The sequence below is a fragment of the Gluconobacter sp. Dm-74 genome, assembly GCF_018256135.1.
In the GTDB taxonomy this organism is placed as follows: domain Bacteria; phylum Pseudomonadota; class Alphaproteobacteria; order Acetobacterales; family Acetobacteraceae; genus Gluconobacter; species Gluconobacter cadivus.
In genome coordinates, this window is the sequence record NZ_JAERLX010000005.1 from 170713 (window position 1) to 196484 (window position 25772).

15 protein-coding genes are annotated in these 25772 nt (G+C 58.6%); 4 read left to right on the forward strand and 11 right to left on the reverse strand.

The window, feature by feature from the left end; translation table 11 throughout:
- Window positions 1-42: 42 nt before the first annotated feature.
- Window positions 43-1689 carry a phosphoglucomutase (alpha-D-glucose-1,6-bisphosphate-dependent) gene (gene pgm, locus JK208_RS09605; RefSeq protein WP_211575855.1) on the reverse strand — a complete coding sequence of 549 codons (1647 nt, stop codon included), beginning with the start codon at window positions 1687-1689 and terminating at the stop codon, window positions 43-45.
- Between the two features lie 428 nt (window positions 1690-2117).
- Between pgm and JK208_RS09610 the strand changes: the two genes are divergently transcribed.
- The 3 genes from JK208_RS09610 to JK208_RS09620 all read left to right on the forward strand — a co-directional run bounded on the left by JK208_RS09610 (window position 2118) and on the right by JK208_RS09620 (window position 6928).
- Window positions 2118-4742, forward strand: coding sequence for a plasma-membrane proton-efflux P-type ATPase (locus JK208_RS09610; protein ID WP_211575857.1), 2625 nt, complete (start codon window positions 2118-2120; stop codon window positions 4740-4742).
- A gap of 28 nt (window positions 4743-4770) precedes the next feature.
- Window positions 4771-5607: a polyphosphate kinase 2 family protein gene (locus tag JK208_RS09615; RefSeq protein WP_211575859.1), complete on the forward strand. Its 837-nt coding sequence runs from the start codon at window positions 4771-4773 to the stop codon at window positions 5605-5607.
- 67 nt (window positions 5608-5674) lie between these two features.
- Window positions 5675-6928 carry an SLC13 family permease gene (locus JK208_RS09620; RefSeq protein WP_211575860.1) on the forward strand — a complete coding sequence of 418 codons (1254 nt, stop codon included), beginning with the start codon at window positions 5675-5677 and terminating at the stop codon, window positions 6926-6928.
- Window positions 6929-7038: 110 nt separating this feature from the next.
- Here the strand turns inward: JK208_RS09620 and JK208_RS09625 are convergent, their stop codons facing one another.
- From JK208_RS09625 to JK208_RS09665, 9 genes are all read right to left on the reverse strand, one after another.
- Window positions 7039-8337, reverse strand: a complete 1299-nt coding sequence (locus JK208_RS09625; protein WP_211575862.1) for an exo-beta-N-acetylmuramidase NamZ domain-containing protein — start codon at window positions 8335-8337, stop codon at window positions 7039-7041.
- A 24-nt stretch (window positions 8338-8361) separates the two neighbouring features.
- Window positions 8362-9876 carry a D-alanyl-D-alanine carboxypeptidase/D-alanyl-D-alanine-endopeptidase gene (gene dacB, locus JK208_RS09630; protein WP_211575863.1) on the reverse strand — a complete coding sequence of 505 codons (1515 nt, stop codon included), beginning with the start codon at window positions 9874-9876 and terminating at the stop codon, window positions 8362-8364.
- A gap of 102 nt (window positions 9877-9978) precedes the next feature.
- A complete protein-coding gene (locus JK208_RS09635) occupies window positions 9979-12867 on the reverse strand; it encodes a TonB-dependent siderophore receptor (protein WP_211575864.1) in 2889 nt (962 codons plus the stop codon).
- A 244-nt stretch (window positions 12868-13111) separates the two neighbouring features.
- Window positions 13112-15184 carry a prolyl oligopeptidase family serine peptidase gene (locus JK208_RS09640; protein WP_211575865.1) on the reverse strand — a complete coding sequence of 691 codons (2073 nt, stop codon included), beginning with the start codon at window positions 15182-15184 and terminating at the stop codon, window positions 13112-13114.
- Window positions 15181-16485 (reverse strand): serine hydrolase, encoded by a 1305-nt coding sequence (locus JK208_RS09645; RefSeq protein WP_211575867.1) that lies wholly within the window; start codon window positions 16483-16485, stop codon window positions 15181-15183. The genes JK208_RS09640 and JK208_RS09645 overlap by 4 nt, the downstream gene beginning before the upstream one ends.
- A complete protein-coding gene (locus tag JK208_RS09650; protein WP_211575869.1) occupies window positions 16482-18869 on the reverse strand; it encodes a penicillin acylase family protein in 2388 nt (795 codons plus the stop codon). The genes JK208_RS09645 and JK208_RS09650 overlap by 4 nt, the downstream gene beginning before the upstream one ends.
- A 17-nt stretch (window positions 18870-18886) precedes the next feature.
- Window positions 18887-20122: an FAD-dependent oxidoreductase gene (locus JK208_RS09655; RefSeq protein ID WP_211575870.1), complete on the reverse strand. Its 1236-nt coding sequence runs from the start codon at window positions 20120-20122 to the stop codon at window positions 18887-18889.
- 163 nt (window positions 20123-20285) lie between these two features.
- Window positions 20286-21905, reverse strand: a complete 1620-nt coding sequence (locus tag JK208_RS09660; protein ID WP_249202072.1) for a serine hydrolase — start codon at window positions 21903-21905, stop codon at window positions 20286-20288.
- A gap of 146 nt (window positions 21906-22051) precedes the next feature.
- A complete protein-coding gene (locus JK208_RS09665; RefSeq protein WP_194262549.1) occupies window positions 22052-22945 on the reverse strand; it encodes a LysR family transcriptional regulator in 894 nt (297 codons plus the stop codon).
- A gap of 259 nt (window positions 22946-23204) precedes the next feature.
- On the opposite strand from JK208_RS09665, the gene JK208_RS09670 reads away from it, so the two are divergent.
- Window positions 23205-24377 carry an FAD-dependent oxidoreductase gene (locus tag JK208_RS09670; protein WP_249202073.1) on the forward strand — a complete coding sequence of 391 codons (1173 nt, stop codon included), beginning with the start codon at window positions 23205-23207 and terminating at the stop codon, window positions 24375-24377.
- Between the two features lie 93 nt (window positions 24378-24470).
- On the opposite strand, the gene JK208_RS09675 is transcribed toward JK208_RS09670, so the two are convergent.
- Window positions 24471-25718 carry a hypothetical protein gene (locus JK208_RS09675; protein WP_211575871.1) on the reverse strand — a complete coding sequence of 416 codons (1248 nt, stop codon included), beginning with the start codon at window positions 25716-25718 and terminating at the stop codon, window positions 24471-24473.
- Window positions 25719-25772 lie beyond the last annotated feature (54 nt).

Genomic DNA, 25772 nt, shown 5'->3' on the forward strand with positions numbered 1-25772 from the left:
CCTTACGATTGCCCCCGGAGCGTACTCCGGGGGCAATACGGTTCAGGCAGCGAACACTTTTGAAATGGCGTCCTGTGCTTCCTGCTGAATGGCGCGCAGGTGTTCCGGGCTAACAAAGCTTTCCGCGTAAATCTTGTAAACATCTTCCGTGCCGGACGGGCGTGCGGCGAACCAGCCGTTTTCGGTAACAACTTTCAGTCCGCCGATCGGTGCGTCATTACCCGGTGCGCGGGTCAGCTTGCTGATGATTTTGTCACCGGCCAGCGTCTCCAGTGGAAACTGTTCAGGCGTGAGTTTGCTGAGCTTTGCTTTCTGTTCCGGGTTTGCTGCCGCATCGATGCGCTCGTAATAAGGCGTGCCGAGACGGGCGATGATCTCATGATAATGAGCGCTGGGGTTCTTACCGGTCTTGGCCGTAATTTCAGCCGCCAGAAGGCCCAGAATGAGACCGTCCTTGTCCGTGGTCCAGACGGAGCCGTCGCGCCGCAGGAATGTGGCGCCTGCGCTTTCCTCGCCGCCGAAACCCAGCGATCCATCCATCAGACCGGGCACAAACCACTTCAGGCCGACCGGTACTTCAACCAGTTTGCGCCCCATCTCGGCTGCCACGCGGTCGATCAAGCCACTGCTGACGAGCGTCTTGCCCACGCCAAGTTCCGGGCTCCAGTCCGGGCGGTTCTGGAACAGATAGGAAATCGCCACGGCAAGATAATGATTGGGGTTCATTAGGCCATCGGGCATGGCGACGATCCCGTGACGGTCGGCATCGGTGTCATTGGCGAAAGCAACGTCGAAGCGGTCTCCCATTTCGATCAGACGTGCCATGGCATAGGGGGAGGAGCAGTCCATACGGATCTGCCCGTCCCAGTCGGCAGTCATGAAAGAGAAGGTCGGGTCCACCACGTCGCTGACGACGGTGGCGTTCAGGCCATAGCGGTCGATGATGGGCTTCCAGTACGCGACGGCTGCGCCGCCCAGCGGGTCAATGCCGATTTTCACGCCAGCGTCCCGAATGGCCTTCATGTCGATGACAGAGTCCAGATCGTTCACATAAGGCGTGATGAAATCGTAGCCTTTAATGCAGGCTTCCTGCCGCGCCTGTTCATAGGGCAGGCGTTTGATGTCTTTCAGGCCGTTGGCGAGAAAGTCATTGGCCATGTCCTGAATGGCTTTGGTGATGGCGGTATCTGCGGGGCCGCCATTGGTCGGGTTATACTTGAACCCGCCATCTGCCGGAGGATTATGCGACGGCGTGATGACCACACCATCGGCGAGGCCCGTGGTGCGGCCCTTGTTGTAGGTCAGGATGGCATGGGAAATGACAGGCGTCGGCGTATAGCCGCCATGTTCGTCGATCCGCACGTCAATGCCATGAGCCGCGAACACTTCGATAGCGGATTTCTGTGCCGGACCAGAGAGCGCGTGGCTGTCCATGCCAATAAAGAGCGGCCCATCGATTCCTTCGGCCTTGCGATGGCGACAGATGGCCTCGCAGATGGCGAGGATATGGTTTTCGTTGAAACTGGTATGGAGCGAGGAACCGCGATGGCCCGATGTTCCGAAAGACACCCGCTGCGTGGAGACCGCAGGATCGGGTTTGCGATCATAATAGGCGGCGATCAGGGCGGGAATGTCGGCGAGCTGGGAAGAAGAAAGTGTTTTTCCGGCCAGGGGACTGAGATGGGACATTGCTTCAGAGTTCCTTGCATCCACGTTGAGATATTGCCGTCTGTTGACGGCCATAACGCATGAACGCCCTATGCGGGCGCGTCGTTCAGGCAGGAGAACGTGTATCTGGATCGATGTCCAGAGAGATGCGTCAGTTCTATGAAGATTGAACGTCAATGGCTTATGGAAGTCCAGGCGCGGAAATGTCCTCATTTCAGTTCAGAGAAATTCTAAAAATTTATCATTTCTTAAGCAATCCAAATCAATCTGCGTCAGAAATATCGACATGGTTGGTTTTAGAAATAATTATAAAATAAAAGTTCCATAGCGATAAAAATTTATTTTTATTATTGCAATAAATTTTCCTGCATTTTAACGAATGATTCTCCTTCATTAAAATATGTTTTGATTATTGCAGAGTAAATTCATTTATATTTTTGGAGTTTGTTATGTCACCTCCTCCTTTGGAAACTGCAGATTCTTCTCCCTCTACAAAGCCCCCTCAGGCACAAATTAAAAATCAGACTGGCAGTTCAACGACCCTGGATGCGGCAGCAATTGCAGCGAAACTCTTAGAGCTGAAAACATCTTCTAAAGGCCTGACGTCATTAGAAGCTAAAGACCGTCTCGCCAAAGATGGCCCAAATGCCATTCAGGCGCATGAAGAAAGCCGCTGGAAAAAGCTATTGGGCTATTTCTGGGGACCAATTCCCTGGATGATCGAAATTGCAGCGGTTATTTCGTTTCTGCGTGCAGATTGGCCAGATTTTTTTGTTATCGCGGGCTTGCTCCTTTACAACGCAGCAATCGGCTTCTGGCAGGATAATAAAGCAGCCAATGCGCTGGCCGCCCTCAAAAAAGGCCTGGCTCTCAAGGCCTCTGTATGCCGCGACGGTGTGTGGGCCTCCATCGATGCAACTGAGCTTGTGCCGGGGGATGTTGTAACGGTTGCTGCGGGAGAAATCGTTCCTGCCGACCTGCTGCTCATTGATGGAAAATATCTGTCTGTTGATCAGGCAGCTTTGACGGGCGAGTCTTTGCCGGTTTCAAAGAAAATTGGTGATGGAGCCTATTCCGGGTCGATTGCGCGCCAGGGCTCCATGATCGGTGTGGCTGTTGCAACAGGGAATAATACTTTTTTTGGCCGTACCGCAAAGCTGGTCGCGTCCGCTGGAAGCAAGTCACATGCAGAGCAGGCTGTTCTGCGGATTGGAGACTTTCTGATCATTCTTGCGGCAGCGCTCGCCGTCGTGCTGGTCGGAGCGCAGCTCTGGCACGATCTGGCTTATCATGGTGTCTGGCATTGGAGCGAAGCCGGCGGGATCGCACAGTTTGTGCTGGTTCTTCTTGTCGCCTCTGTACCAGTGGCCATGCCAGCGGTGATGTCTGTAACGATGGCGCTCGGAGCACTGGCACTTTCGCGACAGAAAGCCATCGTGTCACGTCTGTCAGCCATTGAAGAGTTGGCAGGTGTTGACGTGCTGTGCTCGGACAAGACCGGAACACTCACTCAAAACAAGCTGACACTGCAAGCTCCGATCCCATTTGGAACCGCCAAAGCAGACGATCTCGTCATTGCCGCTGCTTTGGCGACGCAGAAAGAAAGCACGGACGCCATTGATCTTGCTGTTCTCAAGGCGCTTCCTGACAATAATCCGCTGGGCTCTTACAAGCCTGTGGATTTTATTCCGTTCGATCCTGTCAACAAGAAGACCGTCGGCATTGTGCAGGACGCTGCCGGGCATAAAATCCGATATGCCAAGGGCGCCCCACAGGTTATCGCGACGCTGTGCGGAATGAAAGAAGAGCCGGCTGGCGCGAATGATAACACTCCGACGGCCGAATATTTCGGTAAAGTTTCCGAACTGGCCAGCCATGGCACCAGATCTCTGGGTGTAGCGGTTTCTCGAGATGATGGGGCGACCTGGACCTTGCTGGGGCTTCTGCCCATGCTGGATCCGCCGCGCCCGGATGCGGCAGCAACGATCGCACAGGCGAAAAAGCTTGGGTTGTCCGTAAAAATGGTGACAGGCGATGACGTCGCGATCGGCTCTGAAATCGCCCATCAGTTGGGACTGGGCGAGCATCTGCTCAAGGCGAGCGACATCTTCTCAGCAGATATGAATCCAAACAAAATTCCGGTTGATGCGGCACGCGCCGTCGAAGTTGCGGATGGATTTGGGCGGGTTTTTCCCGAGCATAAGTTTGAAATTGTCAAAGCCTTGCAGGAACTGGGTCATATCGTCGCCATGACAGGTGACGGCGTTAACGACGCTCCTGCTCTCAAACAGGCTGATTGTGGGGTCGCTGTCAGCGGGGCAACAGACGCAGCCCGTTCTGCAGCGGCACTGGTCCTGACGGCTCCGGGACTATCAACAATCGTGAATGCGATCGTGGAAGCGCGAGCAATTTTCGAGCGTATCACGTCATATATTTATTATCGTATCGCAATGACGATCGATATCATGTTCCTTGTCGTCGCCGCATATCTCGTTTTCGGTTTCCAGCCTCTGACCGCGATCATGATCGTCGTTCTGGCGCTGCTAGACGATATTCCGATCATGACAATCGCTTACGACAACGTCGTGACGTCGCCCGAACCGGTGCGGTGGAATATGCACCGTATTATTTCGTTCTCTTCCATTATGGGTATTGCGTCTCTGGCTGAAAGTTTTGGGCTTCTTCTTCTCGGCGTCGGCTGGATGCATACGCCCTGGTTGATGGACATTGTTCCGCTTACAACCGCTCATCTTCAGACGATGATTTTCCTTCAACTTGCTGCTGGCGGCCACCTGCTTCTGTTCGTTGTGCGCACCCGCAATACGATCTTTCGGCCACCGTATCCCAGTCGCCCGCTCTTTCTTGCAGTTGTTGGAACGCAGATCGTGGCCGTGCTGCTGTGCGTCTTCGGCATTCTCGTTCCTGCACTGCCCTGGATCATGATTGGTGTTGTTTGGGCCTATGCCTTGATCTGGATGGTCATTATCGATGCCGTCAAGATTATTTCCAATTCTCAAATAAAGCGTCGTGAAAAGAATAGCCTGAAACTGGTTCAGCCGATTGCTCACAGCTAATTTTTGATTTCGAATAAGGATTATTGCTATGGATTTACGTCGTAAATTGATCGTTAAGCCGAAAACTGAAGTTCGTCTTAAGGATGTCAACGCATCATATCACGCGCATTACAAAACAGAGCATGACGCCGATAAGGATATTGAAGAACATCAGGCCCTTGTCAGTGCGTATCAGCAAAAATTATATGCTGAAAAAAAACATGCTCTTTTAATTGTTCTTCAGGGGATTGATGCTGCCGGTAAAGATGGAACGTGCTGGCACGTCATGAAAGCGATGAACCCGCAGGGAACATCCGTGCATGGTTTTAAACAGCCAACGGAAGAAGAAAGGCTTCACGACTTTCTATGGCGTGTGCATCCCCATACACCTGCTCGCGGACAGGTCAGTGTCTTTAACAGATCGCATTACGAAGATGTTCTTGTGACGAGAGTACATGATCTTGTTCCCAAAAAGATCTGGTCAAATCGATACGATCTTATCAATGATTTTGAAAAAATGCTCGTTGCGAACAATGTGACCATTCTGAAATTCTTCCTCTATATTACGCCGGAAGAGCAACTGGAACGCTTTCGTCAACGTCTGGATGACCCGGCCCGGCAGTGGAAAATCAGCGATGCTGATTATAAGGAACGGGAATACTGGGATAAGTATACTGCCGCCTATCAGGACATGATGGAAAAATGTTCTACAAAACACGCGCCTTGGTACATTATTCCGTCGAATAACAAATGGTTCAGGAACCTGGCTGTATCCAATATCATCTGGAAAACCCTTCAGGATATGGACCTGCGTTTTCCTGAACCGACCGTTGATATTGAGGAAATCAGAAAAGAATATCATCAGGCGAAAAAAGAAAATATTTAATCGGCTGCTCAGGAGTGGTCTTCAAAATTGAGTTTTGATGTTTCCGATGTCTGGGCTGGTATAGTTTATGAATATAACACTTTTTATTTTTCTGATGGTTTATCTGGCGATGGGGCTGGGCAAGTTGCCCGGCTTCAAAGTCGATCGCACCGGCGCGGCCATGATTGGTGCCATGGCGATGATGGCCGTTGGCAGCATCGGGGCCAAGGCTGCATGGGTGGCAGTCGACTATCGAACGATCGGAATGCTGTTCGGCCTGATGGTCGTTTCGGGCGCATTTGCTGAATCAGGCTTTTATGAATGGGCGGCACGCAAAGTTGCAACGCTTTCTGTTGGCCCCGTAGCGCTTCTGGCCGTTTTCGTTGCTGTGTCTGGGGGCCTCTCTGCCCTGCTGACGAATGACGTCGTGGTCGTCGCCATGACGCCTCTTCTGGTATCCGTTACCCTGGCGCGTGGTCTTAATCCGGTTCCGTTTCTGCTGGCTTTCTGCTTTGCAGCCAATACCGGATCAGCCGGGACTTTAATTGGAAGCCCCCAGAACATGATTGCGGCCCAGGAATTGGGGATTTCATTTACAGGCTTCTTATCCGTAGCTGGGATACCGGCTTTGCTGTCCCTGCCAATTGTATGGGGCATTGTTGCCTGGATGTATCGTGGCAAATGGACTTTAGAGCATGCAGGGGTTTCGGGAGGGGAAGATCCGGACAAAACAACCCCAAATTCCTTGAATATTCCTGAAACCTGTAAGGCAATTTTTATTACCATCGCTGTAATTATTGCATTTGTTCTGGATGTCTGGCCAAAAGAACTGGTGGCACTGACAGCCGCAGCAATTCTATTGCTGAATCGAAAAATATCATCAAGCGATGTTTTGCGGCGAGTGGATGCAAATCTATTATTGCTGATATCGGGCTTGTTTATCGTGAACGCGGCCCTGTCGAAGACCGGTTTGCCTCAAAATATTTTGCATGATCTTCATAGGTATGGAATTGATTTAAACAATCCTTTGTCCCTGTTTTTAACAAGCGCAACCTTGAGCAACATTATCGGGAATAATCCGACTGTTATGTTGCTGGTCCCATTTTTAAGTCCGGGTACAAATGTCAATGCTATAGGGGCAGCCTTGGCGCTGGGAACAGGGTTCTTTAGTAACCTGATAATTTTCGGTAGTCTTGCTGGTATTATCGTTGTCGAACAGGCAGCTCGCTGCGGTGTAAAAATTTCTTTTGCAACTTTTTCGCGTGTCGGAGCACCCATCTCTGTGGCCTGTATGCTCATGGCGGCCGGTTGGATTTTATTTCTTACAAATCATTGGACATAGGTGACTATCGATCGCGTGTGATGAGCAGTTTAAGGTCTTTTCCAAGACTGAAGCAGATTTTACCTCAGATCAACACTGCCTGAATCTGAAAAATGAGAAACCCTATAGTTTTAGTAGAGCAGGAAAGGGTGGCGTTTCTGAGTGAAGGCCGCTTCCTCAGGTTTCCAGCCTGCCATGATTTCGGTGACTGACAGGTTTTGGGAAAGCTGCTGGCGGAGGGTGCTGCTGCCGGCGAGAATGTCAAAGGTTGCGCCGGATTTTCTCCAGATCGGGCGGTCGGATATTTTGAGGGCGCTCTGAAGCAGGGTTACGCCTGTCAGCAATGGATCGAAGGATCTGCGCTCCGTGATGGCGAGCTGAAGCCCGTGGCATAGCTGCTCTTTCGCGACGTCTGCGGTGGGTGTGAACCAGTCTTCGCGGAACAGGCATCCCGGCAGGGCGGCGTCGTTGAGGCTGTCCACCCAGCGGGTTGCGTCCAGATCGGGCGCGCCGAGTGTGAGGAAGGGCGAGGCCGTTCCGCGGCCGACCGAGAGGGTTGTGCCTTCGAACAGGCAGGTTCCCGGATAGGCGAGGGCTGTGGTGATGTCAGGCATGTTGGGGCTTGGGGGCACCCAGACGAGATCGGTGTCGTCCAGATACAGATCCCGCCGCCAGCCGGTCATGGGGATGACGCTGAGTTGGGCGGGGCGCCCTGCCTGTTGGGGCACGAACTGGCTGTTGAACAGGCGTGCGAGTTCGCCCACGGTCATGCCGTGTCGCAGAAGAAGCGGAACCCTGCCCACGAATGAAGAAAAGGCCGGGTCGAGAGTGGGGCCGCTAGGGTGCAGGCCCGTGATGGGGTTGGGTCTGTCCAGAACCATGAACGCGATGCCGCAGCGGGCGCAGGCGGCGAGGGCGTCGAACATGGACCAGATATAGGTGTAGAATCGGGCGCCGATATCCTGAATGTCGAAGACGAGAAGGTCGATATCCGCAGATTTCAGGAGCGCATCCAGCTTTGGGCCGGAAAGTGTGTACATGTCATAGACGGGGATACCTGTGCGGGGGTCGATGCTTTTTGTTTCGGCATGACCCGCCTGTGCCGATCCGCGAAATCCGTGTTCTGGTCCGAAAATGGCTTTCAGGTTGACACCCGGTGCGGCGTGCAGACGGTCCGCGATATGACGCAGATGTCGGTCCACGCTTGTGGGGTTGGCGATCAGGCCCAGTTTTCGGCCTCTGAGGGCCTGATAACCATCGGCTTCGAGGACGTCGTAGCCGGTTCGGACTTTGGTCGGGGAGAGGCATCCGGCGGCCAGTCCCGAAGCGGTTGCCCATGATGTGGCCGCAGTTCCCGCGCACAGGCCCATGAAGGTGCGGCGGCCGATGCTCGTTTTTCGGGCGGGGTGCGCGGAAGAAGGGTGAGGCATGTGAGACGGACTCCGGGTCTTCCGCTATTCGGCTTTGGCGACGGCGGTGACGAGATCATCCATGATTTTGGTCGGATGCGGCAGGTCGTCCGGGATATCGTTTGCGAAAATGGCGATCAGAAGTGTCTGGCCGTGCGTGGTGTGTAGATAGCCGGACAGAGAATGCGTGGCGGCGAGTGTGCCGGTTTTTGCGTGCAGGTGGTCCGCGACGGGGGTGCCGATGAAGCGGTGCGCCAGCGTTCCGTCCTGCGCTGCGAGGGGAAGATCGTCGCGCCAGTCTGCGCCCCAGGTCTGAAGCTCCGCGAGACGCAGGAGTTGAATGACACTCTGGGGTGTGACGCGATTGTAGGGGGACATTCCCGAGCCGTCATAAAGCGCGACGCCTGCGGCAGACAGGCCCAGCGCGGCCAGCGCCCGGCTGCGTTCTGCGAGGCCGTCCGCGACCGAACCGTTTCCGTGCACGAGCGCCAGACGGCGCAGCAGAAGCTCGGCATGGAGGTTCTGGCTGACTTTGAGCAGGTGACGGATATCGTCTTTCAGATATGGGGCGGGCAGGGTGGCGAGGATGCTTGCGTCTGGTGTGGGCGTATCAGGGGTGATTTTCGTCAGACGGTGTCGGACTTGCATCGTCTGCACCCGGATGCCTGCGTCACGCAGCAGGGATTTGAAGTGACGGGCAGTTGAGAGGGCTGGATCGTCCAGACCGATTTTCAGTGTCTGGGCGGGAGCAGTGAGCGGGAGTGTGCCGCTCAGGACGACGCGGTTATCGCCGGGCTTCTTTTCAAAACTCAGTTCAGGTTTTCCGTCCGCGACCGTCAAAGCCTGATTGAGCAGGGACAGGCCTTCGTCGGGTGCCGACCAGTGGGCGGTTGGGCGGTCGCCGGGATGGGTTCCGGGCTGGATAGTCAGTGCGGCGGTATTGTCGTTCAGCGTCAGGGCCGACACGGCGGTGCCCCACTGGGTTGGGAGGTTGTTCCAACTCCATCCGTCGCCCCAGCGTTCGTCCGTAAAAAGCCGGTCATCCGCGATGATGGCGTGGATATGTCTGAGGCCCTTGGCGGAGACGGCATCCGCCAGTGTTTTCAGGCAGTCGGTTCTGCAGGCAGCGTCATCGGACAGGACGGCATCACCCGAGCCGCGCAGGATGAGGTCCGGTGCTCCGTTGAGGCGGTGGGCGAGCAGGAGCGTTGTGGGGTGTGCGGCTGCCGCGTGGTCCAGTTCTGCAAGCTCGGCCATGGCGGCGGCTGTGGTGAACAGTTTGGTGTTCGATGCCGGGATGAAGCGTCCGCTGGCGTTGCGGGAGAACAGGATTTTTCCGTCTTCGGTGGCAATGACGATGCCCCATCGGACGCCCTGATCCTGCGAAGGTTGCAGGATGGGAGAGAGTTGCTTCGCAAGGGCGTGCGGGCTGAGCGGGGGCGGGGTGCTCTGGACGGCGCAGGCACTCAGGAGGACGGGAAGTCCGGCGGTGGCGCGGGAGAGCAGCTTGTGGAAGGGCCGGGGCAAACGGTGCGAAGCGTGGTTGAAAATCTGACGCATGAAGGCCCTGACTGAAGATGGGTTGAAGGCTGAAAAGACAGAGGCTGCCCCCGCAGGTCGGGCAGGCAGCCTCGTGGGTAGGTCAGGTGCGGATAGACTGGCTCAGAACTCCATGCGGATACCGCCGCGATAGGCCCGGCCCAGCAGGTTGCTGTAGGTTTCGTCGGCTTCGAGCCCGCCTTCCGGCAGCAGGATCGGGGACGTGTTGGCGAGGTTGGTGACGGTCAGGAAGATCTGCATCTTGCCGATTTTCTCGACCGGAAGATTGTAGGTCGCGTTCATGTCGAAGTAGAAAATGCCCGTGACGCGGTTATTGTTGATCGTGGGATAGTTGGCGTTATACGCAGGGCATGTTCCCGAACACTGGATGTAGCTGTTGGAATAGTTGCCTGCGCTGATGCCATGCGCGATGGCCGTGAGGCTGTACCGGTCTGTGCTGTAGGTGGCCGAGAAACGGTAGATCCAGCGCGGCGGGCCGGACGAAATGTCGCCCGATGTGTCGACCGTGTAGCCCACGCCGGAGTCCGAGACATATTTCAGGTAGTTCGTGGCCTGACCGTGGATGGTAATCTTGCCGTCAGCGTCGCGCAGCAGGCGGCGGAGGGGGAAGGTGTAGGACGCGTCGATGTCGATGCCGCTGGTTTCGAGCTTGGCGAAGTTAAACGGTGAGGCGTTGATCAGGAGATCGCGCGTGCCTGTCGGGTCGGGACGGATGGCCGAACAGAACGTGGTGTAGCCCGAATAACATTCGTTAATGATGGACTGCGGATAGAACTGCTGGATCGCGTTCTTGATCTTGGTGTGGAACCAGTCGACCGAGATGGCCATACCGGGCACGTATCGCGGCGTGATGACAGCGCCGACGACGGTCGTATTGGCCGTCTCGGGGCGCAGTCTGGTGTTGCCCGTCGTGGTGGCGAGAACGGTGTTCGTCAGGCCCGTTTCCGGATTGAGCACGGTCGTCGTCTGGGATGTGCCGGCATTGTAGAGTTCGTTGATGTTGGGAGCACGGATGTCATGCGACTGCGTGGCGCGGAACAGGACGTCTCTGATGGGCTGCCAGGTGCCGCCGATCTTCCATGTCGTGACATAGCCGGAGGTCGAATAGTCCGTACCGCGGACGGCGCCGTTAAAGGACAGGCCTTTAGCCAGCGGGACGGCGGTTTCGAGATAGGCTTCCTTGACGCTGTAATGGCCGAAGGTCGGGCGGTAATTCCCGACGGACCAGCCTGATTGGTATTCGGTCGGCACATATCCTGAAGAGCGTTCGTCACGATATTCGCCGCCGACGGCTACGTTCACGTCGCCCGCCCATGTTGCGAACGGGATCGTGGAGAGGTTCACGCCCGAGACGATTTCCTGAAACCGCTGGTCGCGCCACGGGGCGTCGAGGACGTATCCGATGGATGAGGAAGACATGACGCCCGTTCCCAGCCAGTCGATGGGGGAACAGCCATTGCCCGGATTGGTCAGGGACGAGCGGCAGACAATCTGTCCGGCGGAGTTGCGCACGGCATCGGTCGCATTGGCGATTTTTGCCGTGTTCATGACGTTATAGATCTGCTCGTGCGTATGGGTGACGCCATACTGTCCGTAAGCGCTCCACGACGCGCGTTTGCCGAACATCTCGAAATTGCCTTCGCCGCCGAAGGTGTAGCGCTGGACGTTGCGTGTGTTATCGGTCCGGCGATACGGCATGTCGAGCGCGGTCGTACCGACGGTGACATTCGAGACGTTCTGAAGGGCTGCCGCGCCGAGCGCATCGACAAGATAGGGGTTGGTCCCTTTCAGGGACACCGAACTGATATACTGGGGGCCGGAATTGTAGACGTATTCGCTCTCATTATAGGCGCCTTCCGCATACAGGGTCATCCAGGGCGCGACGTCATAGCTCAGGCGTCCGAAGAGGTTTTTGCGGTCACTCTGGGGCTCCAGGCCAATGTTCTTGTTGTTGTTGGCAAGGTTCTGGTCGCCGCCGACCGAGACGCTGGACGTTGAGAACGAGCCGTAGTTGTAGTGATTGACGCTGCCGCCGGGGCCGAAATAGATCCCGCGCAGGGAGTTGGCCACGCCGCCCGTGGAGGCGTTGATGATGCCGCCGGGCATGACGTTGTTGGTGCCTGCATCACCGACGCGAAGGTAATAGGGCTGGCCGTTTCCTGCGACATAGTCGGGATTGGCGACGATGCGGCTGCCGTTCACGTTCCAACTGCGGGATACGTGGAAAATGCCGTCCTGATGGGCGATGTCGCCGCTGAGCAGGACGTGGCCCTTGCCATGCGCGAAACCGAAGCCTCCGGCAATGGCAGCGTGTTCGTTCTCACCGTCGCCATAATCTGAAATGCCGGAATCCGCGCTGACTTTCAGGCCCGTATAGGTTTTGTCGAGTACGAAGTTTGTGACACCTGCAACGGCATCGGAGCCGTACTGCGCGGACGCACCCCCCGTCACGACGTCCACGCGTTTGACCAGCTGCTGGGGGATTGTGTTGATGTCGACGATGCCGGTGATGGCGGAAGGCGTGATCCGTCGGCCGTCCATCAGCACGAGGGAGCGGACGGGGCCGAGGTTGCGCAGGTTGAGCGCGTTGATGCCGGCTGTGCCGTCACTGAGGGAGTAGGCAGAGTTCTGGGGCGTCTGGCTGCCTGCGAACTGTGGCATCTGGTTGATCAGGTCGGCGAGGTTGTTGCTCGGCGCCTGGTTCAGGATTTCCTGCTGGTTGAGGGAGCTTATGGGGGTCGGGGACTTGATGTGCGAGTTTGCGATGTGACTGCCCGTAACAGTGATGACTTCCCGGTTGGAGTCAGTCTGTTTTTGTGTCTTTTTGTGATTTGCGGTGGGTTTCGAAGGCTGCAAAGATGCGTGCTTGGTATCCGCAGGCTTGGAGACTGTTGCGGCAGCGTAAGCCTGCTGCTGCATGAGGAATGTTGCGCCCGATGACAGGGCCGCAAAAGACAGGAAATAAGACTTCAGGGACAGTCTGGCGGTCATACCCTCGTTCCTTCGATAAGCGCCAGTGGGCGGTGATGTTTCGGTTTCGAATTAATATGCCTGCCGGTCACGCAGGCGTCGATGTCGAAACTGCGCGCGCCATATAACCCGAAGTTATGTACGCGCCATCCCCTGACGTTTCATGAAGGCAATATTTGGAGGGCGACAGGGGAAATGATGGCCCGTTTTCCGGGAGGATCTGCCATTTCAGGATATTTTTTCCGTTGGCAGATCCGATAGAAGATCAATGAGACTGTATGGCCGGAAGCTTTGTATCAAAGAAATGCAGCGTCCACAGATAGGCCTGTAGCCAGTCCTGTGTCCGCAGGAAAGCATGGCGTTCGCCGGGGAAGACGTGATCTTCGAACGGAATGTTCCGCTCCACGAGCATACGGGCCAGAAGAACGGATTGTTCGAATTCGACGTTGAAGTCGTCATCGCCATGGATCAGCAGAACGGGCGAGTGCCAGTGATCGATGTCGGCGATTGGGGAGGAGCGCCATTCGCTGCCCTTTTCCCGCTGTTTTTCTTCGGGGGAGAGGCCAGAATGATCTGGCTCTGTCATGTCATGGACGCCGTGAAAATCTGCTCCGGCTACGAACAGGTCGCTGTTGCGGGCCAGAGCCAGAGCGGTCAGATAACCACCCCAGCTTCCGCCCCAGATGCCGATTTTGCCCGGGGCCACATCTGAGCGGCTGCGCAGGAACAGTCCGGCTGCGCGAACGTCTTTGTATTCGCTCGCACCGGCACGGCCGATTCCGGGGGCGGTCCGGAAGTCCATGCCGTAGCCGGTGCCGCTGCGGTAATTGACGGCCAGCACCACATACCCGCGCGATGCCAGAAACTGGTTCATGGCGTAGGCATTGGAATAATAGCCCATCGGATTGAAGGCCGGGAGCATCTGGCGGTGGGGGCCGCCATGCACGAAGACCAGCGCCGGATGCGGGCCGGGTGTTCCGGCGGGCGGCAGGAACAGTTGTCCGTGAATGTCGCGGCCGTCCTCGCTGCGGAAATGGACGATTTGGGGCGTTGTGAATGTGAAGCCGTCTGGGAAGGCGGGCGTCACGGGAACGTGTCGGACGTTGCCCTGAAGCACGACCGGGTGGGCGGTCTGGTCTGCGCGGGTGGCCATCATGGCGATGGCCGGTCCCGCCAGTGTGAGATCCATAACCTGTTCATTGGGTGCGCTGAGGGCTACGGGCTGGGTGTTATCGAGGGGCTGGGACCAGGCGCGCCAGTGATCCGGATCGCCGATATTGGCGGTGTAGAGCAGGCGTGTTTCATCCGCTGACAGACGGTAAGACGTGATTTCGGCTTGATCCGGCGTCAGGCAGTGTGGTGTTGAGGCCGGTGCAGTGACGCTGAGGGCGCAGAGACGCAGCCAGCCGCTGCCTTCCCAAGGGAACAGGAGCTGTCCGCTGCGGGTCCATGTCAGGTCCATGCCTTCGGGCGCCCAGAAGAGGTTCCCGGTGCCTTCCGGTGCGGTCCAAAGCATATGCTCTGCGCCGGAGACGGTGTCATAGACCTGAAGGGACCAGAAATGTCCCTTGCCGCATTCGGCCGTCAGAAGCGGCTGATAGGCCCGGACGAAGGCGATGGAGCGTCCGTCTGGCGAGAAGGTCGCGTCCTGATCGTGGCCCAGTGCGGCGGGCAGGAATACGGGTGCGGCGCTGCTGTTTCTGGCGTCCCAGAGCGCGATCAGGCTGTGGGAGCCCCGGTCAATTTCGATCGCGAGACGGTTACTGTCCGGGGACCAGTGCAGGGCGGTGATGTCGCCCGGCGTGGTCATGACCACGCGCGGCGTCTGGCCCGGCTGCCCAACAAGAAGCGTGCCGCCGCGCATGAAGGCGAGCAGGCGTCCGTCCGGGGAGAAGACGGGGCTATGTCCTTCTCCGGCGGTGACGGTTCGGCCATCGGGCAGGAGGACGCGCACGGTTTCCTTGCCCGGGACAGCGGCGTTGCCGGCATTGGGGGCGTGGTCGTTGGGATATTCCGCATCGCCGCCTTCGACGAAGGCCAGTGTCTGTCCGTCCGGGCTGAGAGCGAGGCCCCACAGATCGGTCCCGTCATCCTGCGTATAGGCCGTGACCCTGCGGGGGGCAGCGCCTCCGTCCGAGATCAGAATATTGCGGACGCCGTCCCGACGTTCGACCCAGGCCAGACGCGCCGATTTCGCAGCCCCGGTCAGGCCGTTGGCATAGGGCATGGCCAGAAGGGTACCCAGTTGGATTTTGTCCTGCGTGGGGGTTGCGTTTGCGCCGGAGATTGTGGAGGCAAGGAGCGCCGAGGCAGCAAGGAGGGACAGGCGAAGGGTCATGGAATGTCTTTCCCGGCTCCGGCGAGGGCGGTGAAGATCTCTTCCTCGACGCGGGTGAATGATGAATAGGTGCCCGCACGTTCCTGCCCGGCGTCGGGGAAACCATCTGCGGCGAACAGGAAGCCGTCGCCGGTTGCAGGGTCGTACCAGAAGCCTGAATGCAGCGAATAGGCATCCCCCAGATGGCCGGCCAGATCGCCGGAATAGCCTTTATAGGGCCGGGTTTCGCGGCCCGAAGAATTCCGTGCTCCGGTCAGGCGCGCCATGCTCAGACCATAGCTGGCGATCGGGTAAGGGCAGTCGCCGTTCTGGCCGTCATACTGCCATGTCGGTGTCTGCATCAGGGCGATGCTGTGGGCCGAAAGCAACGTTTTGCCGTCCAGCGTGCCGTGGCCGAGCATGAAGCGGGCCAGCCGGGTCAGCCCTTCCATGGAAATCCGCAGGCCGCCCTGAGGGGCAAACAACGTGCCATTGGTTCCGGGCTTGTATTGGGCGAGTGCGACAGGATCCCAGACCTGCACCAGCGGCAGGGTGTCTGTCTCGGCATTCCATCCTGTGGGCTGGTGGCTGTAGAGCGTGGCCAGACGTTCGGGATGGGTGAGGGTGGCGCGGTTATAGCCGCCATCAATCCCGAGCGGATCAAGCACATGCGCCTGTTGGTAACGGTCAAAGCGCTCGCCGCTGACACGCTCCATGATCGTGCCGATAAGGCCATAGCAGAGATTGCAGTATGCAAACCATGTGCCCGGCGCGTGTCCGTCGCCATGGGCGAAATGATAGCTGGCATCACCGGGTTTGTGGGTTGCGTCGAAGACTTCGCTGATGCGGTGTCCGGGAGGGAGTGTGTAACTGTCACCGTCGCGAATGCTGGACGTGTGGTTGAGCAGCATCCGCACCGTGATCGGTGTCTGGGGGAAATCCGGATTGCGAAGCCGGAAGCCCAGATAGTCGGAGGCATCATGATCGAGGTTGATCCTGCCCTGCTCGACCAGTTCCATCAATCCGATGGTCGTGACAACCTTTGAAATCGAGGCGATGCGAAAGAGCGTCTGTGGCCCGACGGGCACCGTTCCGTCCGGGCTCTGTCGCGCAAAGCCGCCATAATAGCTGTAAGCAACCTGACCATGGCGCAGACGGACGGCGGCAATGGCGGCCAGCGGACGGACCTCACCCTGCGTCAGAACATGATCCAGCGCATGGGTGGTCTCGGTGGGCGTCTGGACCCGTGTCTGCGCCTGTGCGGTTGAAGACAGGGCCGCGAGGGCGATCAGTGCGAGGTTGCGAATATGCCAGTTGCTCATGGCCGATCCTCCGGTCGCAGTGTCATACGTCGGACAGTGGCCGCATCGACATTGCGGGTGCTGAAAGACAGCGGTTGCATGGCCCCACGCAGCCAGACGGGCAGGAAATCGGCGTAATGCGGCGATTTCGGGTCGGCGGACTGCCCGGGGAAGTTGAGATAGAGTGAGCGGTCCCAGTCGCCGACGTCACACACCATCAGATAGCTGGCGCCTCCGGTCGTGGCATAGGCGTCGGCACCGCCGGTCTGCGGACTGTACCAGCGGGCCATGACGGTATAGGGATCTCCGCCGCTCTGCGCTGAGGGACCGCCGATTGTGGGGAAAGCCGCAGCGATGGCCGGGACGGAAGCGAGCGGGTGGCGCAGCGTAATGGTATGGAGCGCGCCCCAACGCCATGCGGCGGGAAGTGGGCCGAGGCGCTTCCGCAACTCCTGAACGGCTTCCCGGAACTGTTCGACGAGCATCCTGTTCCGCGCGCTCGCCGGATCTGCGCCAAAGCGGGCGTCGGGGGACTGGAACAGGGAGAGTTGAACCGTGGCGTTCACCGGCCCCGGCAGCAGGTCGTGCAGGGCGGCCGGAATGATGAGCGCGTGCAGGGCGCGTTCGAGCCGGGTCCACCAGACTTCATACAGCGCGGCGGCTGCACTCGACGCATCCACGCGGCCGTTCCATGCTTTGAGCACTGCGGCCTCTGCGGCAAGGTCGGGCGGGACATCGGGCAGAAGCCGGACCATTTGCAGCGCCAGCACGGAGAACGTGTCATGTTGCAGGGCCACGCTGTCGGCAAGGGTCGCACGCGGCGTGGCATCCAGCACCTGAGCCACGCGCTCGTGGCGGAAGCCGTCGCGCCATTCGAAACTGACGCGCCGTTCCTCGACCGGATAGTCGGGGGGCAGGTTCATCTCATTGGATGTTCCGAACCAGCCGCGTGCGGGGTTGAAGCTGCTGGGTAGGGCTTCGAGCGGCTGAAGACCCTGCCAGTCGTATCGCCCGTCTCCCGGCGCGGGCATCAGCCCGTCATGTCCCGGTGCGCGACGCGGCAGACCGCCTGCGGCCTGCCAGCCGATATTGCCGCTCGTATCGGCATAGGTGAAATTGGTCGGGCTGGTATGGACGCGCAGGGCGTCGCGGAAGCTGGGCCAGTCATGGGCCAGATTGATCCCGATATTGGCCAGAAGCCCGTTCGCGCCGGGGGCGAGCCAGGTGGCGGAGACTGAAGTGGCGCGGTTGCGTGCCGGATCGCGCGAGACGATCGGCCCGTGCACGGAATAGAACAGGCTCACCACGCGCTCGGCCTCACGACGGACTGCGATCCGCGTTTCGACCTGTTCCATGCGTTTCCAGCCGCCCTGATGGGCATAAAGCAGCGGGTCGGCGGGGTTGGTGTGCAGGATGAACAGGTCTTCCTGATCGATATGGAAATTTGTCCGCCCGAAGGCGATCGTCGCGTTATGGCCCTGCATCACCCCGGGCATACCCGGCCCGCCGCCTCCGATCACATCCAGCCCCGGCGCCGTCAGATGAATGACATGACGCGGGCCGGGCACGCCGAAGGAGAGATGTGGATCATTGGCCAGAATTGGGCGGCCGGTTGCGGTGCGGGAGGGGGCAATGACCCACGCATTGCTGCCCTCATTCCTCCGTCGCGTGCCGTCATCGGCTGCGGCGCGGATGTCGTGGCGGGGCAGGGGAGCCTGAAGCACGCCGAATAGTCCGAGATCGGCTTCGCTGATGGCGGCGGTGTCCAGCCCGTCCGGCACTTGCAGATCATGGACGGGTTCCAGCGGCGTGATGAGGGCGTCGTAGGCCAGTGCTCCGCGTGCGGCCAGTCGAGCGCGGCGGATTTCGGTGCGGGTGTTGCCGGTAACTTCGGCGCGGATGCGGATCAGGTCCAGCACATTCCAGTGCAGGGGGGTCGTGGCGAAAATGCTGAACTCTGGCGGCAGGAGGGCGGGCGTTGCGATGACTTCCGCGATGCGCGCATTGATCCCGGCGACATAGGCGCGCGCGCAGTCCTGGGTCAGTTGAGGAAAGGCCGCGAGTTCGCCCTCGGCATTACCGCGAAACAGCACCAGCCGGTTGGCCGTGTCGGAGGGGACGAAGGCCGGGCCGAACACTTCCGCCAGACGCCCCAGAGACTGGCGATGGCCGAAATCCAGCTCCCACAGCCTGTCGCGGGCGATTAGATAGCCGTCTGCGAAAAAGGCGTCGGGGATGCTTTGCGCGCGGACATGAGGGACGCCCCAGTGGTCTTCCAGAATTTCGACCGGCTGGCCGAGGCCTTTTAGCCCCTGAAGGGGGGCTGCGGCGCGGGCCCTGAATCCCGTCGCGGACAGGGTGGCAGCGACGCCGCCAAGAAGAACCGTGCGGCGGGTGGTCTGCATAAAAACCTGTTCCTTTTTCAACTGACGGCGCGGGAATCGCACCCGGCCACGATCTCTTTCAGTCTCAGGGCCGAGCCGACCGAAAGCGTGAAGCCAAGGGCGCCCTGTCCGACATTGAGCAGAAGATTGTCATACCGGGTGTGGTCGATGATCGGGACGCCTGTAGGGGTAGCGGGGCGCAGTCCGGCCCAGGGCGTATCGTCACCCTGACCCCCTGTGCCTTGGCCCAGCGCACCCGGAAGCGTTTCGTTCACGAGCGCGCGGAGTTCGCGGAGGCGTTTGGGGTTTAGGCGTGTGTCCTGCGCGCCGATATCGACCATCGCGGCAACCCGCAGGCGGTCGCCCAGCCCGGCATAGACCACGCGGTTATCATAATCCGTTACGCTGACCGAAGGAACTAGGCCGGGGCGCGGGCTTGTAGTCAGACTATAGCCTTTCAGACCGTAAAGAGGCAGATCGACCCCTAAGGGGCGGGCCAGTTTGCGGGAGGCGATCCCGGCTGCGAGAACGACGAGATCGGTCTCGAACGGCTTGCCCTCAAGCAGGACGGTACAACGGTTTCTGGGACCAGCCGTGAGGGTGGCGTTGCCATGGATGAGCCGAAAATTTGGTGCCGATGCGAGGGCATCGCGCAGGGCTTCGCAGAACAGGAAGCAGTCTGCGACTTCGTCTTCGGGCGAGAAAATACCGCCCGCGATCTTGTCACGCAGACCTGCGAAGGCGGGTTCGATCTCCGCGCATTCGGACGGGGAGAGCGCATGTTGGCGCTGCGGGTCGCTGACGGATTTCGCGGCTTTGTGGAAAGTGGTGGCGTTGCGGTACAGGACGAGCTTTCCCGGACGCCGCCACAGGAAGTCCCGCAAGCCCTCTTCGCGATAGGTCTGAAGTTCCGCCTGCCCACTGAGCGCTAGATCGAGCAGGACGCCAGCATTTCGGCGGTTTGTCTGCCGGTTACAGGCGAGCAGGAACGCGAGCAGCCAGCGCCACTGGGACGGATCGGCCTTCAGGCGCAGAGAAATCGGGGAGTTCGGGCGAAACAGCCAGCCCAGGGCGTCCCGCGCGATCCCGGCATCGGCCAGCGGGCTGACATAGCGGTAGCTGAGCTGGCCGCCATTCGCGAAGCTGGCTTCCTGCCCAACGTCTTCGCGACGTTCGATCAGGGTGACGTCATGCCCTTCCCGGACGAGGGCGTAGGCGGCTGTCAGGCCGATCACGCCTCCGCCGATGATGGTGATGGTCCGTTTGCCAGCCATAAAAGTCCCGAACGTCCAGAGGCCGGGCGCAGGGAGATGTTATAATCCCCTGCGCCATTATCATGATCAAAACCTACATTTCCCAAACCGCTCGGGCCAATGCAAAGAGGCCATCTTCCCATAACCTGCGGTTAAGGCGTTGTTTTGTAATGAAAACAATAAATCAGGGAGTCAGTGCTTCGGGAGAAGAACTGATTTTCTCCGGGTGCAGATCCTGTGCATCGAAGCTGAAATCCGAACCGATAACCTGCATTTTCAGACCGGTCACCTGACCGGACGTGTCGCGCTCGAACTGGACATAGGAATCGTCATCAGCGTCCTGCCCGCGGTCATCCCAGCGAACAACGAACAGATCATGCGGCAGGGCGGAGAGGGTCCCGGTCAGGCCGTCAGCATGGCTGAAAGACATCCGCAGATCCTTTCCCCGGCGACTGACCGGAATCGGGCCGCGCCAGTCATCGCGATAGGTTCCGATATAGTCCTTTTGCGCCTCATCCGGGAGCGTGATGAAAGGTCGGGCGGGCGAGCCAGGGCCGGTTTCGGCGGCTTTTTTCCTGTTCGCCGCCTCTTTGGCATTCTGCTCGTTCAGGAAATACGTAACCCAGTCCGCACTTTTGCCGTTCGCGACATAGGCGCTGAGTTCCGTCGCGATGGCGAAAGGAGCCGCGTGACTGTAATGGTTGGTCAGAACGATAATGGCTGATTTCCGCTCCGGCAGGAACGTCACATAGCTGACCATTCCGCTGATGGTTCCCGTGTGCCAGACGCGCTTGAGGCCAAAGAAATCTTCCATGAACCAACCATAACCATAGGCGCGGAAATGGGTCTTTGTGGCCTCGGCCGTGTCAGGCAGGGGCAGAATTCCGTGTGGTGCCCAGAGCGCGTCGCGGCTGGCCTGACTGAAGATTTGTCGGCCGTTCGGGGCGCGGCCGCCATTGAGATAGGTCTGGGCCCAGCGTGCTACGCCATCGGCGCTGCACCAGATGCCGCCTGCCGGTGCGACGGCTGGCAGGTGCAGGGCGCTGCGGTCTGGCAGGACGGTACTCTCGCCTTCGCCGATGGCCACGTCTGTCTGGCCTTTGACCGGTGGCGTGCTCTGACAGGCGGGAAGGCCTGCGGCGTCGATCAGATGTTTCTGGACGACCTCTTCCCATCTTTGGCCCGTCATGCGCTCCACCAGAGCGCCCGCCACGACATACAGAAGATTGTTATAGGCGTAATCGCTGCGGAAGGGGGCCGTAAAGGGCATGAACGGCAGAGCCGCCAGAATCTCCGGGCGCGTGAAGGTGCTGTGCGAAAACAGCATCAGGTCTCCTGCGCCCTGTCCCATGCCGCTGTGATGTGTCAGCAGATCCGAGACGCGGAAGTCCCGCGTGATGGACGGATCGGCGACGCGGAATTCCGGCATGTGATCGATGATACGGTCGTTCCATCCCAGTTTGCCCTGATCCACCAGTTGCGCCAGTGCCGTTGCGGTGAATTCCTTGGTGTTGGAGCCGATGGCGAACAGAGTGCGGGCGTCGACGGGCGCGCTCGCGCTGTCCTGTGTGCGTCGTCCGTAGCCACGGCTGAACACGATCTCGCCGTCCTGCACCACGGCTACCGCAATTCCCGGCACGTCAAAGGCCGAGCGGGCATGTTCTACCGTTGTGGTAATAACCTGTTCGGTCAGGCCCTCGGGTAGTCCTGCGGGCAGCGTTGCGGCGTGTGTGGCGCATGTCGTGCAAAGAAGGAGCGCTGCCGAGATGGCGCGCATGAGGGACTGTCGGGCAGGCTGGATCATGGGCGGCTCTGAATACGATTTCCCGGCCCCGGATTCATCGGGGCCCTGCGAAAAGAAGCATCATTCAGAGCACGAAACGGTCTGACTGTCCTGTCCTAAGATGCAGTGTGCTCTTAACCTCGGGTTAAGATCTGCCCGTCATTTTGTCAGGATTTTTTCAGGGCGCGCAGATCGACATCCAGTTCGCTTCGGAGCAGGGCGAGGATATCCTGCGAAATATGCGAGAGAGCATGATCGGCCCGGAACAAGACGGTACAGCTGACGCTCAGAGGCGGAGAAAGGGGGCGGGGCGGTGACAGTCCCGGATGATGCAGGGCCGTTACGGCATCCACGATGGCGCATCCTCCTCCGAGGCGCACGAGTTCGGCGGCCATGAAATGGGTTCGAACCCGCACATGGGTCTTGGCCGGAACGCCCGCTTCTTCCAGCAGCATGTCGAGCATGCGGGCTGTGGGATCGTTTTCGCTCAACCCGATATAGCGTTCGGGATCAATGTCGGTGACGCTGACCGGACCTTCACCGCCTTCTTCGTCGATCATCATCAGCGGGATATCCGCAAGATGCAGGGCCGTCATCCCTTCGAATGTGTAATCGCCGAAGACGATTCCGAGATCGAGGTCATGGTTCATGATGCGCGAGACGATTTCGGTGCCGTGCATGGCATCGATCGTCAGTTCCATGCCCGGATGATCCTTGCGGTAACGCTGCACCACGCGGGGCACCAGTCCCAGACCCAGACTCGGTACGCATCCGATACTGATCGAGTGCCCATCGCGCGCGTAACGCAGATTGTTGGTCAGGCGCTTGAGGTCGGACAGTTTTTCGAAAATGGCGTTGACGTGTGGCAGCATGATGAGGGCTTCCCGCGTTGGAACAAGCCGTCCTCCCGCCCGCTCGAACAGCGCAAATCCCAAAGACTGTTCAGCGTAGCGCAGAACCTTGCTGGCGGCTGGTTGCGAGACATGAAGCAGCTCCGCGGCGCGTCGTAGCGAACCCGTCGTCATGATCGCATAGAAAACTTCGATCTGGCGCAGGCGCATTGGCGGTCCTTGTTCTGAAGGCGGGTTGCTGAATGTTTCGCGAAAGGTGCGGATGCGGGCTCCGGTACCTTCCGCAATGAATGAAACTCTTTTTACGTTTCTTTTGCAAAAGGAGATGTGGCGGAACGTTTCCGAGGCTGCTTTTCAGGGCGGCCATAACCTGAGGCTATGCTTTGCAGGCTTTTTGAGAATTCCCTTCCTGCCCGGCTTGCCTGATGCTCGTTTTCCATCGAATGCACTGTCCCAGCCGGAAGGTTTTATGATGCCTCTTCTTTCCCGTCGGCATGTCATGGCAGGCGGGGCGTCCGTTGTCGGTCTTTCCGGCCTTTCCGCCTGCGCGACCCGACCGCTTTTCAATCCCGATCTGGATGCTGACGTCCGTTCCATTCCGGTCATTCGGGCGCGGACGGACAGGATTGACCGCATTACGGTCTGCCTGCGTCCTTTCAGGGCCGCCGGGCCGCGTCTGGATGTTGTTCAGGTCGGGCACAAGACGGTTGTCCATAATTATGGACATGGTGGCAGCGGCTGGTCGCTGTCATGGGGGAGCGCGAAGCTGGCTGTGGAGCGGGCATTGCCTGTCAGTCGGAATATCGGGGTGATCGGGTGTGGTGCGATTGGTCTGACAACCGCCATCGTCGCCCAGCAGGCTGGCGCGCAGGTGACGATCTATACCGAGGCTCTGCCGCCGTTCGTCCGCTCGTCACGGGCGTCCGGAAGCTGGACGCCATCGTCCCGCATTGCGCGCGCAGACGCCGTTACACCGGAATTTGCCGCACGGTGGGAGAGCATGGCCCGGTATTCGTTCTCTTGTTATCAAAGCCTTCAGGGGTTGCCGGGAAATCCGGTGGAATGGGACACGTTTTATGGCCTGCATTCCCGTGAACCCTCCGCCCCTCACGCAGATCCAATCGGTTATGCCAGACTGGACGAGCGCATCCGGGACATCGAGCCGCAGGGGAACCTGATCCGGGTGGATGACAGCCGGCTTCCTTATTCGGAAGTGCACAAGAAGCCCAATCTGATTTTCAATGTTGCCAGCTACTCGGACTATCTGATGCGGCAGTTTCTGGAGCAGGGCGGAAAGATCAAGATCCTGACCCTGCATCATCCGTCTGAACTGACAGGTCTTCCAGAACCGGTTTTTATCAACTGTACCGGATATGGCGCGCGGGCGCTGTGGAATGACAACAGCATCGTGCCCGTACGTGGACAGATCGCGTGGCTCATTCCCCAGCCGGAAGCGCTGTGCAGTATGAGTTTTGGAAACGTCTATGTTGTGTCCAGAAGAGACGGGATCGTGGTTCAGTGGCTGGGCGATGATATGGGGTTTGGTTACGACAATACGGACGAAACGCCTGATCTGGCCGAGGCGAGACACAGCGTTTCGGTGATTAACGGGCTGTATCGGAGAATGGGATACAGTCTTTAATCTGCTTTTTGGTCTGAAAGAAGCGTTCTCCAGATATAAAAACCGCCCGGAGGCGGCTGGGTTGATTGGAAACAGCGAGCCTGCCGCGAGTATTCAGTTGCCGACGAAAACCGAAGCGGCGGTATAGGCAACGCCATTTGCCGTCCCTGCTGTGTCTGCTGCGAATTTTCCCGCTGTGTTTCCGGTCGTTTTCGCGGTTACGCCATAGATCCGGATGACGCCCTGATGAATGGCATGATAGCCATAGCCCGCATTGTCCTGAGAGACCGAAGATCCCGCCAGAAAAGCGCCTCCGTCAGAGACAACGCCATCGGAAGACGCTCCTTTGAATGTGCAATAATTGCAGGTAATGACACCGAGATCCTGCGCTTCTGCGCCGATGTAGCCCCCTGAAAAGGTTGAGTTCTGGCTTTCGATGACGCCACCGGTCAAGGCGTATGCGCCCTTCGCAAGAGTTGTGTTCAGCGGATTGGAAACGGTTACGCCGTGCGCCCACATTTTCCCGTTGGTTAGCGCGTAAAGTCCTCCCGACCCGAACTGTGAGCATGTCGAACCGTCGATATAAAGCGCACCTCCGCGTTCGGCATCGTAGCAATAGCCCAGTTTTGCTGTGTCCGGATTGGTGAGGTCGCTGACCCGAACGGCCGTACAGGGTGTGCAGACGATGACGCCATTTCCCCTTGCCATAAATGCAACATCGCCGGCATCTCCGGCTTTCACACCCCCCGAACGGGCATTCACAACACCGCCATCGTCTGCTTCGACGCCGTAGTAGAAATGTTCGATATCCATGTGCGGGCCGAGATTGATGACCGATCCTCCCTGCGCCATGATCCCCGCGCCGTAAGACTGGTTCTTCCATGTCGTCCGGGTGTTTGTATGGGACGCCTGTGCGCCAATACCATTGATGGTCATGCCGTCGATCAGGCCAATCTGGCCGCCGCCGATTGCGATGAATCCGCTCTGGTTCGTACCAGAGATATGGGTGAAATTGACTTGCACTTTTGTCAGGTCGTGGGTGTTTCCGATAACCTGAACCGTAGAGGACGCCGGATCGTTCGTGAAGGCCTGTGCGGTCTCGGTATAGGTGCCGTCAGCAACGGAGACGACGATGATGCCGTGAGTGGCAAGTTTGTGCGCTTGACCGACCGCAGCAGTAAATGCCGCTACAACGCTGGAATAATCACACCCTGACGCACAGACCGAAATTGTTTTCTGATAAGTCGTCTGAAAGCCGAGATTGTTGACAGCCCGCTCAACCGGAAAATTCTGAGCGAACGCCTCAGATGCCGTTAACAGGAGGGATAAACAGGATATGACGGCGATGGTGAGACGTCTCATATTTCGCTTTCAGAAAAGGGTTATGCACCATAGTTACCTGAAACGAAGGCGATA